Origin of the sequence: Sphingomonas sp. 37zxx (assembly GCF_000786205.1) — a bacterium.
Taxonomy (GTDB): domain Bacteria; phylum Pseudomonadota; class Alphaproteobacteria; order Sphingomonadales; family Sphingomonadaceae; genus Sphingomonas.
Window position 1 is genome coordinate 72,207 of sequence record NZ_JROH01000012.1, and the last position, 13,287, is coordinate 85,493.

At 67.2% G+C, this 13,287-nt stretch carries 14 protein-coding genes; 6 read left to right on the plus strand and 8 right to left on the minus strand.

The window, feature by feature from the left end:
* Positions 1-11: 11 nt before the first annotated feature.
* From gspG to gspD, 5 genes are all read left to right on the plus strand, one after another.
* Positions 12-515 carry a type II secretion system major pseudopilin GspG gene (gene gspG, locus QU44_RS07815; RefSeq protein WP_033921390.1) on the plus strand — a complete coding sequence of 168 codons (504 nt, stop codon included), beginning with the start codon at positions 12-14 and terminating at the stop codon, positions 513-515.
* A 3-nt stretch (positions 516-518) separates the two neighbouring features.
* The gene (locus QU44_RS07820; protein ID WP_033921350.1) at positions 519-977 is read left to right on the plus strand and encodes a prepilin-type N-terminal cleavage/methylation domain-containing protein; all 459 of its coding nucleotides are present in this window, start codon (positions 519-521) and stop codon (positions 975-977) included.
* A 155-nt stretch (positions 978-1,132) separates the two neighbouring features.
* Positions 1,133-1,522: a type II secretion system minor pseudopilin GspI gene (gene gspI / locus QU44_RS07825; protein WP_033921351.1), complete on the plus strand. Its 390-nt coding sequence runs from the start codon at positions 1,133-1,135 to the stop codon at positions 1,520-1,522.
* Positions 1,519-2,292 (plus strand): type II secretion system protein N, encoded by a 774-nt coding sequence (locus QU44_RS07830; protein WP_052134473.1) that lies wholly within the window; start codon positions 1,519-1,521, stop codon positions 2,290-2,292. The genes gspI and QU44_RS07830 overlap by 4 nt, the downstream gene beginning before the upstream one ends.
* An 11-nt stretch (positions 2,293-2,303) precedes the next feature.
* On the plus strand, positions 2,304-4,361 hold the full coding sequence (gene gspD, locus QU44_RS07835; RefSeq protein WP_052134475.1) for a type II secretion system secretin GspD: 2,058 nt from the start codon (positions 2,304-2,306) through the stop codon (positions 4,359-4,361).
* Between the two features lie 24 nt (positions 4,362-4,385).
* Here the strand turns inward: gspD and QU44_RS07840 are convergent, their stop codons facing one another.
* The 3 genes from QU44_RS07840 to QU44_RS07850 are packed head-to-tail and all read right to left on the minus strand — an operon-like array spanning position 4,386 to position 5,799.
* Entirely contained in the window at positions 4,386-4,802 is a 417-nt protein-coding gene (locus tag QU44_RS07840) for a hypothetical protein (protein WP_052134477.1), read from the minus strand.
* The gene (locus QU44_RS07845; RefSeq protein ID WP_033921352.1) at positions 4,793-5,257 is read right to left on the minus strand and encodes a hypothetical protein; all 465 of its coding nucleotides are present in this window, start codon (positions 5,255-5,257) and stop codon (positions 4,793-4,795) included. Before QU44_RS07845 ends, QU44_RS07840 begins: the two co-directional genes overlap by 10 nt.
* On the minus strand, positions 5,254-5,799 hold the full coding sequence (locus tag QU44_RS07850; protein ID WP_033921353.1) for a hypothetical protein: 546 nt from the start codon (positions 5,797-5,799) through the stop codon (positions 5,254-5,256). The genes QU44_RS07845 and QU44_RS07850 overlap by 4 nt, the downstream gene beginning before the upstream one ends.
* Before the next feature lie 183 nt (positions 5,800-5,982).
* Between QU44_RS07850 and QU44_RS07855 the strand changes: the two genes are divergently transcribed.
* Positions 5,983-8,463: a PhoX family protein gene (locus QU44_RS07855; RefSeq protein WP_033921354.1), complete on the plus strand. Its 2,481-nt coding sequence runs from the start codon at positions 5,983-5,985 to the stop codon at positions 8,461-8,463.
* A 69-nt stretch (positions 8,464-8,532) separates the two neighbouring features.
* On the opposite strand, the gene QU44_RS07860 is transcribed toward QU44_RS07855, so the two are convergent.
* From QU44_RS07860 to QU44_RS07880, 5 genes are all read right to left on the minus strand, one after another.
* Positions 8,533-8,886, minus strand: a complete 354-nt coding sequence (locus QU44_RS07860; protein ID WP_033921355.1) for a hypothetical protein — start codon at positions 8,884-8,886, stop codon at positions 8,533-8,535.
* The gene (locus QU44_RS07865) at positions 8,883-9,560 is read right to left on the minus strand and encodes a TetR/AcrR family transcriptional regulator (protein ID WP_052134479.1); all 678 of its coding nucleotides are present in this window, start codon (positions 9,558-9,560) and stop codon (positions 8,883-8,885) included. Before QU44_RS07865 ends, QU44_RS07860 begins: the two co-directional genes overlap by 4 nt.
* 151 nt (positions 9,561-9,711) lie before the next feature.
* Positions 9,712-11,016: an amidohydrolase family protein gene (locus QU44_RS07870; protein ID WP_033921356.1), complete on the minus strand. Its 1,305-nt coding sequence runs from the start codon at positions 11,014-11,016 to the stop codon at positions 9,712-9,714.
* Positions 11,016-12,431 (minus strand): amidohydrolase, encoded by a 1,416-nt coding sequence (locus tag QU44_RS07875; RefSeq protein WP_033921395.1) that lies wholly within the window; start codon positions 12,429-12,431, stop codon positions 11,016-11,018. The genes QU44_RS07870 and QU44_RS07875 overlap by 1 nt, the downstream gene beginning before the upstream one ends.
* A 33-nt stretch (positions 12,432-12,464) precedes the next feature.
* Entirely contained in the window at positions 12,465-13,274 is an 810-nt protein-coding gene (locus QU44_RS07880) for a hypothetical protein (protein WP_033921357.1), read from the minus strand.
* Positions 13,275-13,287 lie beyond the last annotated feature (13 nt).

Genomic DNA, 13,287 nt, shown 5'->3' on the forward strand with positions numbered 1-13,287 from the left:
ATGGGGCGTGGATGCGCATCTTATTGAAACAGTTTCATGACAGCCGGTGTGCCCGCGGACAATCCCGCGCGCGCACCATCGCTCAAAACCCCAATGTCGCGGAAAACGAGGCGGGGCTGACCCTGGTCGAGATGATCGTCGTGCTGGCGATCATCGCGCTGGTGGCGGCGCTGATCGTGCCCAACGTGATCGGGCGGCCCGACGAAGCGCGAGTGACGGTGGCGAACACCGACATCCGCACGATTTCCGCCGCGCTGAAAATGTACCGGCTCGACAATGGCTCGTACCCGACGACGGCGCAGGGGCTGAAGGCGCTCGCCGAAAAACCAACGACCCCGCCGATCCCGTCGAGCTGGTCGTCGGAGGGGTATCTGGGGCAGGTGCCCGAAGACCCTTGGGGCAATCCGTATCAATATGCTTCGCCCGCACCCGGCGGGTTCGCGCTGAAATCGCTCGGCAAGGATGGCCAGCCCGGCGGCGAGGGTCTCGACGCGGACCTGACGGGCGGGAAATAAGCAATGCCCGCCCGGCGTGCCGGCGAGGTAGGCATGACTCTCATCGAAATGCTGATCGTGCTGGCCATCATCGCGGTGGCGGCGGGATCGGTGACGCTGGGGATCGGCGCGGCGACTCGCTCGCCCTCGGCCGAGAGCGAGGCGCGCAGGCTGGCGCAGCGGCTGCAGGCGGCGGCGGACGATGCGATGCTGGGCGATACGATGGTGGCGTTTACCGCGCTCAAATCGGGATACGGCTTTGCGCGGTTTGGAGCCGGCGGCGAGATGCTGCCGTTCGAGGGCGATGCGCTGGGGTTTCACCAATTGCCGGGGGGAATGACGATGACCTTGTCGCTGCGCCCGCCGGTGGTGCTGGGGCCGGACGGCGCTGGCAAGCCGATGACCGCGACGGTGGAAGCCGGGTCGCAGCGCTGGGTGGTGTTGTATGACGGGCTTACCGCCAACGTGATGCCGGCGGCGTGAGGGGGGTGCGATCTTACGGGCGCATGTCCCCCTCCCGCTTGCGGGAGGGGTTAGGGGAGGGCTTGTCCCTTCACGGATTGTTTTTGCGGACAAGCCCTCCCCCGACCCAGTTTCAGGTGAACGATGCCCCGCATCGTTCAGGTCATGCCGGGGGCATGACCGACCTGAAACTCGCAAGCGGGAGGGGGGAAGAAGCAGGCTTCTCATTAATCGAGGCGATGGTGGCGCTGGCCATTCTCGCGATTGCCACTGTGGGGCTGATCCGCACGACCGAGACGCATATCGATTCGACGCGGGGCATGGAGCAGCGGGCGGTGGCGATGTGGGTGGCGGAGAATCGCCTGGCCGAGCTCGAGATCGGACTTGCCCCGACCGATCAGGTCGAGATGCTGGGCCAGCCCTGGCGCGTGGCGGTGCGAAGGACCGGCACCGACGATCCCGAGATCGAGCGGGTGCGGATCGAGGTGTTCGCGAGGGACGCCAGCGGACGCAGCGCATCGCCGCTTGCATCGCTCGACGGTTTCCTTGACGCAGGCGCGCTATGAACCGCCCGATCATCATGACCCCGCGCCAGTCGAAACTGGCGATCGACCTGTTCACCGGTGCCGTGGTGGCATCGGTCGCATGGGCGCTGGCCGGGCTGACCTGGCGGATCGCGGGCCATGCCGGACAAGGCGCGATCACCGTGCCGTCGGGCACGCGGCCGGTGAGCACCGCGCCCGACATCGCGCCTGCGCTCGCGCTCGCTCCCTTTGGCAAGGCGGCGCAGGTGTCGGCAGCGCAGGCGACGGGATTGCAGATCACGCTGAAGGGCGTGGTGTTCGCGTTGCCCGCCAGCTTCTCGGTCGCCTATATCGCCACCGCGGACGAGGCAGCCAAGCCGTTCCGCATCGGCGACAGCGTCGGCGGCGCGACGATCGAGGCGATTCAGCGCGACCGCGTGCTGCTGAACAATGCCGGGCGCACCGAATTCCTGGCGTTTCCCGATCCCGCCGCCGGGCCACTGCCGCCGCCGGGCACACCGGCAGCCCCCGGCACCGCGCCGACTGCCACGCCCCCTGCCCCCGCCGCACAGGCCGGCGCTTCACTGTTACAACGCTTCGACGCGACGCCGACAGAGGGTGGCTATGCCGTTGGTGAGAACGCGCCGCCGGGGATGCAGCCGGGCGATGTCGTCCAGTCGCTCAACGGCCAGGCGCTGGGGCGCGGCGCCGCCGATCAGGCCGCCTTCGCCGCTGCCGCGCGTAGCGGATCGGCACAGATACAAGTCGTGCGCGACGGCAAATCGCGCACGCTCACCATCCCCTTACGCTAGAGAATCGACTCGTGGCCAAACGCACCTTCTTGCTCCTCGCGCTCGCCGCGACCGCGCTCCAGCCGCTCGTCGCGCAGGACGGGCCGCCGGGCGACATCGTCGTCAACATGCGCGGGGTCGAGATCGCCGATGTCGCCGACCAGATTTCGCGGCTGACCGGGCGCACGCTGATCCTCGACCCGGCAGTGCGGGGCACGGTGACGGTGACGTCGGCGCAGCCCTTGTCGGCGGCTGGGGTGTGGGAGCTGTTCCAGTCGGTGCTGCGCGCCAACGGCTTTGCCGCGGTGCAATCGGGGCGCGCGTGGCGGATCGTGCCGCAGGCCAATGCGGTGCGCGACGGCGGCGTGCGGCGTTCGGGCGCAGGGCAGGAACTGACGACGCGGATGATCCGGCTGTCGAACGTGCCCGCTGCCGAAGCGGCGCGGATCGCGCGGCCGCTGGTGGCGACCTTCGGATCGGTCGAGCCGCTCGCCAGCCCCAACGCCATCGTCATCACCGATTATGCCGACAATGTGCGCCGCGTCGAATCGCTGATGCGCAGCCTGGACGGCGGCGGCGGGCAGACCTTTGCGACGATCCCGCTGCGCAACGGGTCGGCCCCCGAAGTGGCGGCGGCGATCGCGCAAGTATTGGGCGAAGGCGAAGCCGGCGGCGCGCGCGTTGCCGCCGATCCGCGCAGCAACATCGTGGTGGTACGCGGCACGCCTTCGTCGGTGACCGAGGCGCGCCGCATCGCACTATCCCTCGACACGCCGGGCGGCGCGACGCCGATCACGCGGGTGTTCCGGCTGAACTATGCCGATGCCGAAAGCGTCACCGACGTGTTGCGCGGGGTGTTGGGGCAGGAAGGCGAGGCGAGCAATCCGGTCGCGCGCAGCCTGCAATCGCGCGGCACCCGCAGCGGCATCGGCGGCGGCGGGCGGGCCGATCCCACCGCCGCCCTGTCGGGGCTGGTCAATTCGAACGGCGGCGGCGCGGCAGGTGCCCTGGGCGGCGCGACCGGCGGCGGTGGCAGCATCAGCACCGTCGGCGAGGGGCAGCGCGACCAGCCGGCACAGGGGTTTTCGACGCCCGACCTGACCGTCCAGCCCGCACCCGACATCAACGCGATCGTGGTGCGCGGCACGCCAAGCGCCGTCGCCAGCATGGAAACGATCGTCACCGATCTCGACGTCCGCCGCCCGCAGGTGATCCTGGAGGCCGCGATCGCCGAGATCACCGGCGACGAGGGCGAGCAGCTGGCGGTGCAGATCGGCACCGGCGGCGCTGTGCTTAGCCGAGCGGAGGGCGCGGCGACATCGTTCGGCGGGCCGGGACAGGTCAGCCTGGGGGCGATTCTGGGCACGCTTGGCGTTCCGATCGCCCGACTGCTGGGGACGGGCTTCACCGGCAATCTTGCGATCGGCGACGATTTTTCGATCCTGGTGCAAGCGCTCGGCACCTCGCAGCGATCGAATCTGCTGTCGACGCCATCGGTGACGGTGGTCGACAACAAGGTGGGTGAATTCGTGGTGGCGCAGGAAGTGCCGTTCATCACCGGATCAATCCTGACGCAGAATGCAGGCGCGACGCCCTTCACCTCGATCGAGCGCAAGGACGTCGGCATCACGCTGCGTGTGCTGCCGCGGATCAATGCGGGCGACACGATCCGGCTCGAAATCAGCCAGGAAGCATCGTCGATCGCCCCGACGCAGTTGCAGCAGGCGGCGGACATCATCACCAATCGCCGCGCGATCAACACCACGGTGCTGGCCGATAATGGCCGCACGATCGTGCTGGGCGGGCTGATCTCGGACGACTACACCCGCCAGCGCAGCCAGGTGCCGATCCTGGGCGATATTCCGATCCTGGGCGAATTCTTCAAATCCCGCCGTGAATCACGACAGAAGCGGACGCTGTTCATCTTCCTGAAGCCGACGATCCTGCGATCGAGCGACGATGCGGCACGCGAATCGGACGAACGCTACCAGCGGCTGCGCGATGCCGAAGCGGCAACGACCGAGCGCCGCAGCCTGTTGCTCAAGCCCCCCGCCCCCCGGCTGACGGTGGAAATCGACGGGATTTATTGAGGGGGCCCGCGGCAACGCTGGCCGCTACTCCTCGCTGCCGGGCATCGGCACGCGCGCTTCCTGCGTGCCGCGGGTGAAGAAGGCGGCGTCGATCGCCAGCGCGCGCAGCTGCCAGCCATCGACGGCTTCGCCCACCGCCAGCGTTCGGCTGGTGCCATCGGCGGTGCGGACCAATGCGACCGCGTCGATGTTGAGCCGGCCGGCGATGCCGATCAGCGCCGGGGCGTCGGCGGGGGTGGTGCGCGCTTCGGTGACTGCGCCAAAAAGCGGGCGGGCGAGCGCTGCATCGAGCGGCGGCGGTGTGCCGCGAATCGATGGTGCCGGCAATTTGGGTGGCTGGAGGGCCTCAGGCGACGGGGCCAGCGCCACCATCAAGGGCGTGGCAATCGCCAGCACGGCAAGCGCGGCGCACCAGCCGGTCTGTTCGCGAGTCAGCGCCATGGCACCAGTACCTCTCCCTCGACCCGCACCGCGCCGCCGGGAATGCTCGCCAGCCGCCAGCGCCGCCAGCGCAGCACCGGATCGGCGCGCTCAATGCCATCGGCGAAGGCTAGCACCGCCTTTTCGCTGCCCGACGCCGACAGGGTGAGCCGGGCGACGTGCGGGCTGGCGGGGTCGATCGTGGCGAGCGTTTCGACCAGCACCCCGCCGGCGGTGGCGGCGCGCCGTATCCTGAGCGCAGCGGCGCGCGCGGCGGTGTCGGCATCACGCGCTGCAGTGATGCGATCGTCGGGCAGCAGCGGCGGAACCGGCGGTGCTTCCCGTTCGGCGGCAAGGGCGGCTCGCGCCGCGCGGACGCTGCCGAGGTCGTCGATCGCGTGCAGCATCGGCCAGATCGAGGCCAGCGCCGCCGCCAGCCCCATCGCGCCGCCGATGATCGTCCAGCGGCTGGTCATGGTGCTGTCTGTCGCAAGCGGACGAGGATGACGCCGTCGCCGCGTGCCTGATCGATGTCGCGCAGCGCGGCGGTGCGCGGATCGCGGCGAAGCGCGGCGCGCAGCGTGTCGGGATCGGGGGTCGCGACATCGGCGCTCAATCGCGCATGTTCGTCGGCGGCGACGGCGGCGAGGCGGGCGTCGCGCGGCAGTGTCAGCGCAAGCGCGTTGAGGATGTCGGCGATTGCCGGCGCGGTGGTGGTCAGCGCGGCGCGATCGGCCAGGGCGGCGGCGCGGGTGGCGAGCGCGGGCGCGGCGGTACGGCGCTGTGCCTGGATTTCCTGCCGGATCGCCGCCGCCTGCCAGCTCGCCACGCCCCAGCTCAGCACCGGGCCGGCGGGTAGCAGGATTGCAAGCGCGATGCCGAAGCGGCGCGAGCCGGGGGCAGCGGGCGCATTGCTTGGCGATGCGCGATCGACTGGTACCGGCGTCCGTGGCCGCTTCGCACGGATCGCTGCGATCAGGCGGTCGGCCAGGCTGGGTGGGTCGGCGGCAGGGTGCATGGCTTCGCCTAGCCGCTCACCCCCCGGTCAAACAAGCACCGCCCTGCCCGGAAAGCCTTGTCTTAAACGTGACTTCTCAATTACGTCGATCGGTAACCAAAGGTGCATGTGGCTGTAAGGCTGTAGGCCCAAAGGGCTATCGAATGCGAATTGCATCGTGAAATGCGAAGATATGGGGATATTATGAGCGACAGCATGGACATGACGGCGGGCTATACCGATGGCGACATCGATACCAACCCGACCAGCAATTCGCATCTGAGCGACCTGATCGACCGGCGTTATTCGCGCCGCGAAACGCTGCGCGGCGGTGTGTCGGCAGCGGCGCTGGCGGTGTTCGGCGGCACATTGCTGGCAGCTTGCGACGATGCGGACGATGCCGATGATTCGGCTCCGGTCGTCACCGCCGGATCGAGCGGCGCGACCAGTGCGGGCCGGATCGTGACGCTGACCAGCACCGCCACCGACGATGGCGGCATCGTCACCTCCGCCTGGACCCAGACCAGCGGGCAGACCGTGACGCTGACCAACGCACGGACCGCGACCGCGACGTTCATCGCACCGTCGGTAACCGCCGCCACGCCATTGGTGTTCCGCTACACCGCCACCGACCAGGGCGGCCAGGCCAGCAGCGCCGATGCGACGGTGACGATTTCGCCGGCGCAATTGGGCTTCACCGCGATTGCCAAGAACCGCAACGACGTGGTGACCGTACCAACCGGCTATTCGCTGGGCGTGCTGGCGCGACTGGGCGATCCGATCGCCGCGGGCGTCGCTGCCTATGCCAATAACGGCACCGATACCAATTTCGCGCAGCGGATCGGCGATCATGGCGATGCGCTCTATTATTACGGCCTGAATTCGGCTGGCACGCGCGACGATTCGAGCAGCATTCGCGGGTTGCTGGTGCAGAATTACGAAAACCTCAACGAGCAATATCTGCACCCCAACGGCCCGACCGGCCTTGGCGGCAGCGGCGTTGCCCCTGCCCGTCCCGAAGGCGAAGCGATCAAGGAAATCGAAGCGCATGGCGTCGGCGTGATCGAGGTGATCCAGACCGCGACCGGCGGCTGGGCCTATGTCCAGGACAGCACCTTCAACCGCCGGATCACCCCCAACACGCCGATGGTGATCAACGGGCCGGTGCGCGGTAGTGCGCTGGTGCAGACGGTGTTTTCGCCCGGCGGCACCGATGGCCGCGGCACGATCAACAATTGCGCCAATGGCGTCACGCCTTGGGCGACCAACCTGACCTGCGAAGAAAATTGGGCCGGCTATTTCCGCCGCCCGCCCGCGTCGGACGATGCCCGCCGGACGGCCAAGGAACTGGTCGCGCTGAACCGCTATGGCGTTCGCAGCGTGAACGGCAATTATGCCTGGGCTTCGGTGACCCCCGCCGATGCCGCCAGCACGATCTTTCGCAAGTGGGACGCACAGGCAACCGGCGCGAGCGCGACCGCCGATTATCGCAACGAGCCGAACCAATATGGCTGGTGCGTCGAAATCGATCCCTATGATCGCACCAGGGCACCGCGCAAGCGCACCGCGATGGGCCGTATGAACCATGAGGGTGCTTGGCCCGGCAATTTCGTCGTTGGCCGTCGCCCGGCATGGTATCAGGGCGATGACGCGCAGAACGAGTATCTGTACAAATTCGTGTCGGCCACGCCGTGGGTCGCCGCCGACGCGAACGCGACCGATCGCCTGGCGATGGGCGACAAATATCTCGATAACGGCACGCTATATGTCGCGCGCTTCAACGCCGATGGTTCGGGCGCATGGCTGCCGCTGGTGTTCGGCCAGGGCAACGTCACCTCGACCAACGCGACCTATGCCTTTACCGATCAGGCCGACGTTCTGACCCACGCGCGGCTCGCCGCCGACGTACAGGGCGCAACGCGGATGGACCGTCCCGAATGGACCGCCGTCAGCCCGACCACGGGTGAAATGTACCTGACGTTGACCAACAATTCGTCGCGGACCGTCGCCAATGTCGACGCGGCGAACCCACGCGCCTATGTCGATCCGCCCAGCACTTCGATTGGCAATCGCAATGGCCACATCCTGCGGCTGCGCGAAACCGGCGACACGACCGAAGCGACCGCCTTCACCTGGGACGTCTATGTCTTTGGTGCGGGATCGGATCTGGATGCGACCAACATCAATCTGTCGGGGCTGACCGCCGACAACGACTTCTCCAGCCCCGACGGCCTGTGGTTCGGTCGACCCAGCAACGCATCGGGCCAGGGCAATCCGCTATTGTGGGTGCAGACCGACGACGGCGCATTTACCGATGTCACCAACAACCAGATGCTGGCGGCATTCCCGGGCCGGGTGGGCGACGGCGGCCCCCGCACGGTCACCAACTCGGCGGGCGGTGCCACCAGCACGGTAACCACGCGGATCGGCGCGGCACCGGGCACGCAGCTGCGCCGTTTCCTGACCGGACCGATCCAGTGCGAAATCACCGGTGTCGATTCGACCCCCGATGGCCGCACCTTGTTCGTGGGGATCCAGCATCCGGGCGAAAACGGAACGCCGGCAGCACCAAGCAGCGCCTGGCCGGCAACTCAGGGGGCCGCGACTGCGCCGGCAGCGGGCACGCGCCCGCGTTCGGGCGTCGTGTTCATCCGCAAGAATGATGGCGGCGTCGTCGGGCTGTAACCGCCGACCTGCCATATCGCCGGCAAGACCCTCTCCCGCGCATGGGAGAGGGTCTTGCAGGAAATTCTACTATTTGGCCGGCTGATTGGCGGTCGCGCGGGTCGAAACCTTGGCGTTACCGTCGGCCTCGATCGAAATGATGTGATCGACACCATCGTCGCAGCGGGCACGCCATACCGAGCCGGTATCCCCCTGCCGCTCACTCGACGTAACGCCCTGACAGGGAAGCCCTGAATCGCGAATCGCACGAATGAACACGCCGTTGCGCTGCGCCTCGGGCAAGGCCGCCACCGCCGCCTGATAATCGGTGCCGTCTGCCGCGACCGCATTGGCAGGCGGGGAGGCAGGTGCAGGCGCGGGCTCGCTGCCGCAACCGGCAAGCGTGAATGCAGCGGCCAGCACGGGAATCAGGATATTCTTCACGTCGTTTCTCCTTCGGCAACGGGTTTGGGAGACTGCGGCGAATAGGCGCGCAGGAACCGGCTGGTGCCGCGCGCCGCTCGCGCCCGCACGATTTCGGGCGTGGGTTCGGGGATCATGCCGAACATCAGTTCGATGTCCGAAAAACCTTTCCACATGCCGACCAGATCCTCGGCAGCGCGCAGCAGGTCGTCGGCCTCGAGCAAGCCTTCGCGATGTCCCTCGGCAATCATCTCGCCCAGCCGTTCGCGGCACAATGCCGGGCCGGCGCGAAAGAAGCGCTCGGCAAGCGCCGGCACCTGGGTGATTTCCTGCGCCAGCATCCGTTCGAACACCGCATGGTCTTCGTGGAAGATGAAGTTCAGCAGGCCTTCGCCAAACAGGTTCAGTCGATCTTCCAACGGCAGGTCGCCTTCTTCATCCATTGCCAAGGCGCTGTTCATGCGCGGCATTTCGCCGCGAATGACCGCTTCGAACAATGTCTCCTTGTCGCCGAAGCGATTGTAGAGCGTCACCTTCGACACGCCGGCGCGGTGCGCGATGTCTTCGATCGTCGATGCGTTGTAACCGCGTTCGATGAAGGATTCGCGCGCGGCGCTGATGATGGCATCCTGCTTTGCCGGGTCGCGCGGGCGGCCTGGCCCGGCCTTGCCCGGCGTGCCGCCGCGACAAGCCAAGGCCTTGAACCTTGCACTGCTTTCCTTAACGATCGCTCATCCTTCCACGCACACGACAGCGGCACTGGATCCAACCAATGCTCGCTACCATGCAAACGTGCAAGCCAACCCTGAGGTCCGTAGCAATGCTGCGGGCTGCAGCGATTGGCGATCAGTGCTGATACGCCTTGGGCAGCGCGCCCTCCTTGGGATCGAGATAGCGCTGGCGCAGGCGGGTCTGGCGGTTTTCGAGCGATTGTTCGACGCCGTCGATGAACACCGTGGTGGCCGCGGTGCCGACTTCGAGCGGGTCGCCGTCCCAGATCACGACATCGCCGCGGCGACCGGGGCGGAGCGAGCCGATCTCCCCGGCCATGCCGATCGCCTCGGCAGGCTTTGAGGTGATCGTCGCGAACGCTTCGTCCCAGCTGAGGCCCGCCGCGCCGGGGATTCTGGTGAGCGCCACCAGATTGCCGGCATATTGCTTCACCAGCCGCGCCTGACGCGATTCATCGTCGTTGATCTGGCCGATGCCGACCAGCACGCCCGCCGCCTTCAATCGCCCGATGTTCGATTGGGTCGCCGCCAGTTGCTCGAACGAGGCGGGAAGATCGGCGAGCGCCGAGGCGATGACGGGGATTTGCGCGGCGGCGATGTCGCGCGCGACCATCCAGCCTTCGGTCGCGCCGACCAGCACCGGCCTGATCGTGGGGAACTCCCGCTTGAGCGCGACGATCGTCAGAATGTCCGACGCGCGTTCGACATGCACCAGCAGCGGCATTTCGCCGCGCAGCACCGGCCCCAGTGCCTGCGCGTCGGCGCGGGTAAGCAGCGCATCCTTGCCGCGATCATTGTAGCTGGCGGGATTGGCGGCATAGGTGCGCGCTTCGAACAGCGCGTTTCGCAGCATCGCCATTGCGGCGGGGCGGCTGCCCCCTGCCCGCTCGCCGCCGGTCTGGCCCCATTCCATGAACTGGAACGCCTTGGCGCGCGTGATCGGGTTCATGTCGCCGCCAAGATCGATGACCGCGCCCTGCCCGGCAAAGATCGATCCGCGCGGATCGGGCGCGACGATCGCGCGGGTGATCCCTTCGGTGCGGTTGACCGCGATCGGCCCCGATAGCGGGTTGACTGCCGAGGCGACGTCGATCGCGGCGTTGAAGGGCGAGGTGGCAGCCGAGGAATCATTGGTCTCGCTGACACCGTCGACTTCGATGATTCCCATCCGGCTGAACCCCGCGACGATGCCGGGCGATACCCAGCGACCACCGGCATCGATCGTGCGACCGCCGGCAGGGGCTGTCCCGCCCGGCCCCGCCGAGACGACGCGGCCACCGCGAATGACGACGGTGCCGCCCTCGATCGGGGCCGAGCCGTCGCCGATCACCAGCTTGGCATTGGTGATGACCACGTCCTGCGCGGCGGCGGGGATAGCGGTGCCGGCGAGCAATGCCGCCGCGAAAGCAAGGGCGCGCATTACTTGGTGTCTCCTTCGCCGGGCTGGCCGAGTTCGAAATCGGATACCGGGCGCATCTTTGGGTTGTTGGCGTCGTACATCAGCGCGCCGTCGATCCACACGCGCTCGGGGCGGGTGTAGACGCTGAAGGGATCGCCGTTCCACAGCACGACATCGGCCATCTTGCCGGGCTTGAGGCTGCCGGTCTTGTCGGCGACGCCGAGCGCGGCGGCAGGGCCGATGCCCAGCCAGCGCCAGGCGCGCTCCTTGGAAATGTCCATGCCGGCGCGGCGCGCGGCGTGCCATACTTTGGCGACTTCCTGGTTCAGCCGCTGGATGCCGTTGGCGTCGTCCGAATGGATCATCGCGCATGCGCCCTCATTTTCGAGGATCGCGAGGTTTTCGGTGACCGCGTCGTAGCTTTCCATCTTAAAGCCATACCAGTCGGCCCATACGGCCGAGCAGGCACCATTGGCCTTGAGCAGATCGGCGATCTTGTAGCTTTCGACCGCGTGGTGGAAGGCGGTGACCTTGTAGCCAAACTCCTTGGCCATATCCATGACGATGGCCATTTCATCGGCGCGGTAGCAATGGTTGTGGACCAGTATCTCGCCTGCCATCACGCCGCGCAGCGTATCGAGCTGAATGTCGCGGGTGGGCGCATCGCCGCCGCTGGTTTCATATTTGTCCCATTTGCGGGCATATTCGGCAGCCTTGGCCCAGGTCGCGCGGTTGACCGCGACATTGCCCATCCGGGTCGAGGGCGCGCGCCCCTTGCCGCCATAAACTCGCTTCGGGTTCTCGCCGCAGGCCATTTTGAAGCCATAGGGGGCGTCGGGAAACTTCATCCCCTGCATCGTGCGGGCATAGACGTTTTTGAGCGTCACCGAACGGCCACCCATCAGGTTCGCCGAGCCGGGCAGGATCTGGAGCGTCGTCACCCCGCCATTGGCGAGCGCGCGGCTGAAGCCGGGGTCTTGCGGCCAGACCGAATGTTCGGCCCAGACTTCGGCGGTGATCGGCGAGGTCGCTTCGTTGCCGTCGGAATGCGCCTGCACGCCGGGCGAGGGATAGTCGCCAAGGTGGCTGTGGACGTCGATGATGCCGGGGGTGACCCATTTGCCCTGCCCGTCGATCACCTGCGCGTCGGCGGCGGCGATCTGCTGGCCGACCTCGACGATCTTGCCGTCGCGGAACAGCACCGCGCCATTGTCGATCCGCCCGCCTTCGCCGTCAAGGATCGTCACGTTGGTGATGAGCGTCGGCTGGCCGGGATAGGCGCGGTAGGTCGAGGGATAGGGGTTGTGGTCGAAGCCCTTGCCCTTGCCGGGGGCTGCCGCCTTGGGGCTGGCCGAGGCGGTCTTGGGCTCGCCGGCGCCATTGGCGGCGCAACCGGCAAGGCTTGCGGCGGCCAGGATCGTGATCGCGCTACGCATGTTGTTGCATTCTCCCTGTCGGTATTTTTTCATTCAGGCGAACACCTGTTCAAGATCATTGACGCGCAGCCCCTCTTTCTGGGCACGCAGCGTGTGATAGGCCGAAGCGGCCACGGCGGGCGGGATCATGCCCAGCATCGCGGTGAGGATGGTGTAGACGATGGTGGACGCCAGCCCATCGCCGGTGATCGCGGCGAGGCCGCCGATCATCGCCTGCGCCACCGTCCAGAAGATACCGCCGATCACCAGCAGCAACAGCAATTGCCAGCGGACCCCGGCGGTAAGCTCGGCACTACGCGCGAAGCTGGCGAACGCGCCCAGCCGTTCGGCGACCATTGCGGGGGTGACGACGAACCACAGGCAGGCAAGGACCAGCGCGGGAATGACGAAAAAGGCAAAGCCGACGCCGATCGCGAGCCAGAACAGGATCAGCAGCAGCATTGCCGAGGGCAACAGCGGCAATATCCGCGCCAAGATAGCCCTGAGTTCAAGCGGTCGCCGATCGAGCAGGTCAAGCGTGGCCGCGACCAGCAACAAATGGCCGATCTGGCCCAGTACCAACGCCGTCAGCCCGAGGCCGAAAGCCGCGAGGAGCGGCGGCGACGGCCCCCAATCGATCAATCCGATCATCGTGAACGCAGCCGCCATCGGTGCGCCGCTGGTGATGAGCACGATGACCGCGAAGAGCAACGGTGCCTGCGAAATCGCGCCAAAGGCATCGCCGATCACGCGCGACAGTTCGAAGCTCCAACTGCGATTGCCGGCATTGCGCATCGCCATGCCGATCGCGACCGCCAGCGCCACTGCAAGCAGCAGGAATGTCAGGATGATAATCGTGAACAAGCGCGCCCCCTTG